The organism is Streptomyces boncukensis (assembly GCF_011045075.1).
GTDB lineage: Bacteria > Actinomycetota > Actinomycetes > Streptomycetales > Streptomycetaceae > Streptomyces > Streptomyces boncukensis.
Genome location: NZ_JAAKZZ010000570.1, coordinates 1 through 4,309 on the forward strand (window position 1 = coordinate 1; position 4,309 = coordinate 4,309).

The 4,309-nt window shown below is 73.0% G+C and carries 4 protein-coding genes and 1 riboswitch; all 4 genes read left to right on the plus strand.

All coding sequences use genetic code 11. From position 1 onward, the window contains the following. Nucleotides 1-65 precede the first annotated feature (65 nt). On the plus strand, nucleotides 66-377 hold the full coding sequence (locus G5C65_RS32145) for a hypothetical protein (RefSeq protein WP_206442507.1): 312 nt from the start codon (nucleotides 66-68) through the stop codon (nucleotides 375-377). After that, on the plus strand, nucleotides 374-2,524 hold the full coding sequence (locus G5C65_RS32150; RefSeq protein WP_165302574.1) for an MMPL family transporter: 2,151 nt from the start codon (nucleotides 374-376) through the stop codon (nucleotides 2,522-2,524). The genes G5C65_RS32145 and G5C65_RS32150 overlap by 4 nt, the downstream gene beginning before the upstream one ends. 30 nt (nucleotides 2,525-2,554) lie before the next feature. Further along, nucleotides 2,555-2,698, plus strand: a riboswitch (cobalamin riboswitch). A 42-nt stretch (nucleotides 2,699-2,740) separates the two neighbouring features. Continuing rightward, nucleotides 2,741-3,739 (plus strand): ABC transporter substrate-binding protein, encoded by a 999-nt coding sequence (locus tag G5C65_RS32155; protein ID WP_165302575.1) that lies wholly within the window; start codon nucleotides 2,741-2,743, stop codon nucleotides 3,737-3,739. Beyond that, nucleotides 3,736-4,309, plus strand: a 574-nt coding sequence (locus G5C65_RS32160; RefSeq protein ID WP_478501618.1) for a FecCD family ABC transporter permease, incomplete at its 3' end; no start/stop codon positions are given. The genes G5C65_RS32155 and G5C65_RS32160, both read left to right, overlap by 4 nt.

Genomic DNA, 4,309 nt, shown 5'->3' on the forward strand with positions numbered 1-4,309 from the left:
GGGTAGGCGAGGTGTCCGCCGCGGGCCGATGTGACGGCACGGGCCGCTGCCGCACGCTGCGGGGCATGAACGCACCCACACCCTTCGGCCGGGCCAGGGCCAAAGCGGCCGTCACCGGCCTGTTGACCGGCGCCGCCGTCGGCCTGTTGCTGACCCAGGCGGTGGGCGCCTTCAGCACCTTCGTCCTCGACCACCCCCTGGACGTCGACGGCACCGGCTGGCTGCGGGCCGTCTTCGTCGCCGTACCGGCCGGGTGCGGCGCCCTCGGCGCCGTGTTCGCGGCCCGCCGGGCCGGCCGGGGCTCTCACCCGAACCGTCCGAACCATCCGAACCATCCGAACCACCCGAATCGTCCGAACAACCAAGGCTGGTCATGATGCTCCAGGCAAGCGGTACCACCGGCGTCTTCGGACGTCTCGCCTCCTGGTCCCAGCGGCACCGCTGGGGCGCCCTGCTGCTGTGGGTCGTGGTGGTGGCGGCGATCACCGTCGGATCCCAGGCGGCGGGAAGCGACTACCGCAACGACTTCTCCCTGCCCGGCACCGACTCGCAGGCCGCGACCGACCTGCTGGAGAAGCACGGCTCCGCACAGGCGGGCGACACCGTGCAGATCGTCTTCCAGGACGGCTCAGGCGTGCGCGGCGACCGCGACCGGATCCGGGAGACGCTCGCGGACGTGCGGAAGCTGCCCGCCGTCACCGATGTCCGCGGCCCGTTCGCCGACGCGTCCACCGTCTCCCGGGACGGCACGATCGGCTACGCCACCGTCACCCTGGACGGCAAGGCGGAGACCGTCCCGAAGGAGGACGTCACCCGGATCATCGACACCGCGCAGCGGGCCGACGGGGACGGCCTGCGGGTCGAGCTCGGCGGCGACGCGGTGCGCGGCGCCGAGGAGGACGAGGGCGGCTCCGCCGAGGGCGCGGGCATGCTGGCGGCGCTGGTCATCCTGGTGCTGCTGTTCGGCTCGCTGGTCGCGGCCGCGCTGCCGCTGGTCACCGCGCTGTTCGCGCTGGGCGGCGCGATCGGGCTGATCACGCTGGCCTCGCATATGTTCACGGTCGCCGACTTCACTCCGCCGATCATGATGCTGGTCGGGCTCGGCGTGGGCGTGGACTACGCGCTGCTGATCTTCTACCGGTACCGGCACGAGCTGACCCGGGGCGCCGACTCGCCCGCCGCCACCCGGATCGCGCTGGACGCGGCGGGCCGTACGGTCTTCTTCGCGGGCTGCACCGTGATCATCGCGCTGATCGGGCTGATCGCGCTGGGGCTCGGCTCGCTGCAGGGGGTGGCGCTGGCGGTGGCGCTGACCGTACTGGTGACCATGGCCGCCTCGCTGGTGCTGCTGCCCGCGCTGCTGGCGGTGTGCGGCCGGCGGCTGGAGCGGCAGGTACGCAAGCGGACGGAGCGGGCGCACGCCAAGGGCAAGGAGGAGGGGCGGCGCTGGCGGGCGCTGGCCGCGGCCGTGCAGCGGCGCCCGCTGCCCGCGCTGCTGGCCGCCGTGGTGGCGCTGCTGGCGCTCTCGGCGCCCGCGCTGGACCTGCGGCTCGGCTTCGCGGACGCGGGCAACGACCCGCGCTCGACCACCAGCCGCCAGGCGTACGACCTGATGGCGGAGGGGTTCGGGCCCGGCTTCAGCGGCCCGCTGGTGGTGGTCAGCCAGGGCGACGCGGAGGCGGCGCAGGCCCTGCGCGCCACCCTGACCCGGACCGACGGCGTCGCCACCGCCACGCCCCCGCTCCCCTCCCGGGACGGCGACGTGGCCACGGTGCTGGCCTTCCCCACCACCGCGCCGCAGGACGAGGGCACGGCGGACCTCGTACACAGCCTGCGCGACGACGTGCTGCCGCGGCTGAGCGAGCAGACCGGCGCCGACTACCTCGTGGGCGGCCCCACCGCCGCCACCCAGGACTTCGCCGACTCCGTCGCGGACCGGATGCCGCTGTTCGTCGCGCTCGTCGTCGGACTGTCCGCGCTGCTCCTGCTGGTGGTCTTCCGCTCCGTGCTGATCCCGCTGAAGGCCGCGCTGCTCAACCTGCTGTCCATCGCGGCGGCGCTGGGCGCGATCACGCTCGTCTTCCAGGAGGGCTGGTTCGGGGTGGAGCCGGGGCCCATCGAGGCGTTCATCCCGGTGATGATCTTCGCCATCGTGTTCGGGCTGTCCATGGACTACGAGGTGTTCCTGATCTCCCGCATCCACGAGGAGTGGGAGCGCACCAGGGACCACGGGCACGCGGTCCGGGAGGGGCTGGCCGCGACGGGCAAGGTGATCACGGCCGCCGCCGCCATCATGATCGTGGTGTTCGCCGCGTTCATCCTGAGCCCGAACCGGATGCTGCAGCAGTTCGGCCTCGGGCTCGCGGTGGCGATCCTGCTGGACGCGGTGGTGATCCGGTGCCTGATCGTCCCGGCGGTGATGCGGCTGTTCGGGGAGCGCGCCTGGTGGCTGCCGGGTTCGCTGGCGCGGCGCCTGCCCAGGGTCGCCCTGGAGCGTCCCGCGGATCCTCGCGAGATCGGCTGAGCGAAGGCTGCCCCCTGCGGGGCACCTTCTGCCATGTGGAAGACTGCGGGTGTTCGTTCGAGGCGGCAGAGGCCAGGAAGCCGGTGCGAGTCCGGCACGGTCCCGCCACTGTGACCGGCGGCGGCCCTGTGCCGCCGCCGGGAGTCAGACACTGGTCTGCCGCCTTCCTCACCGGATGAGGGGACGCGGATCCCCCGAGGAGGCAGGTCACCCGTCATGTCCCGGTCCCGTGCCGCGCTGGTGCGCGCACTGCTCGCGCCGTCGCTGCTGATACCGCTCGCCGCGTGCGGATCGCCGTCCGGCTCCGACTCCGCAGCCGGCAGCGGCAAGTCACCCGAGGGCTTCCCGTACACCGTCACCAACTGCGGGGTGAAGACCACCTACCGCAAGCCGCCCGAGCGCGCCGTCGCGCTCAACCAGCACTCCACGGAGATCCTGCTGGCCCTCGGCCTGGGCGACCGCATGGCGGGCACCGCGTACCTCGACGACGCGATCGACCCCCGCTACCGGAAGGCGTACGACAAGATCAAGGTGCTCGCCAAGGAGTACCCCTCCAAGGAGGCCCTGCTCGCCGCCAACCCCGACTTCGTGTACGGCGGCTACTCCTCCGCGTTCGACAAGACCGAGGGCCGCGACCGGGCCGGCCTGGGCGACAGCGGCGTCAAGACCCGGCTCAACACCGAGAGCTGCGCCAAGGACAGGGTCGGGGTGCCCGAACTGCGCCGCGAGATCCGCCAGGTCGCCCGCACCTTCGGCGTCCCGGAGCGCGCCGAGAAGCTGATCAAGGACCAGGACCGGAGGCTGGCGGCGACGGCGCGGAAGCTCAAGGGCGCGGAGAAGAAGAAGGTCTTCGTCTACGACAGCGGCACCAGCTCCGCGTTCACCGCGGGCGGCCAGGGCATCGGCAACGAGATCATCGAGCGGGCCGGCGGCAGCAACGTCTTCGCCTCCCTCGACAAGCCGTTCGGCGACGTCTCCTGGGAGAAGGTGGTCCAGCACCGGCCCGATGTCGTCGTCATCTACGACTACGGCGGCACGCCCGTCGCGAAGAAGAAGCAGCGGCTGCTGAAGGACCCGGCGCTCGCGGACGTCCCGGCGATCAAGCACAAGCGGTTCGCGGTGCTGCCGCTGTCGTCGGCCGTGCTGGGGCCGCGGGTGCCGCAGGCCGTGGACCGGCTGGCGCGGCAGCTCCACCCGGAGGCGTATCGCACGTGACGACCGTGACTGCCGGCTCGTCCCGGCTGCGGTTCCTGCTCGTCACCGCCGCGCTGGCCGCCGCGCTGGCCGCCGGGATGCTCGCGAGCCTCGCGCTGGGCTCGGTGCGGATACCGGTCGGGGACGTGGTGCGGGCGCTGACGGGCGGCGCCGAGCCGGGGCCGTTCACGACGATCGTGCGGGATGTACGGCTGCCGCGGGTGCTGCTCGCCGCCGTCGTCGGCGCGGGCCTGGCGCTGGTGGGGACCGTACTGCAGGCGCTGGTGCGCAATCCGGTCGCGGACCCCTATCTGCTGGGGATCTCCGCGGGCGCCTCGACGGGCGCGGTCCTGGTGGTGGTGCTCGGAGTGGGCGCGGTGAGCATGAACGCGGGCGCGTTCGCCGGGTCGCTGTGCGCGCTGCTCGCCGTGTACGCGATGGCGCGGCGCGGCGGCACCATGACGACGGGGCGGCTGGTGCTCGCCGGGGTCGCCCTGCAGTACATCCTCTCCGCGCTCACCAGCCTGATCCTGGTGACCTCGGCGGACACCCAGCATCTGCGGGAGATCATCTTCTGGACGCTGGGCGGGC

What these genes read in the sequence shown, in the direction of transcription:
- G5C65_RS32155 (WP_165302575.1), top strand. Translation starts at nt 2,741, where the DNA reads ATGTCCCGGTCCCGTGCCGCGCTGGTGCGCGCACTGCTCGCGCCGTCG.
- G5C65_RS32150 (WP_165302574.1), top strand. Translation starts at nt 374, where the DNA reads ATGATGCTCCAGGCAAGCGGTACCACCGGCGTCTTCGGACGTCTCGCC.
- G5C65_RS32145 (WP_206442507.1), top strand. Translation starts at nt 66, where the DNA reads ATGAACGCACCCACACCCTTCGGCCGGGCCAGGGCCAAAGCGGCCGTC.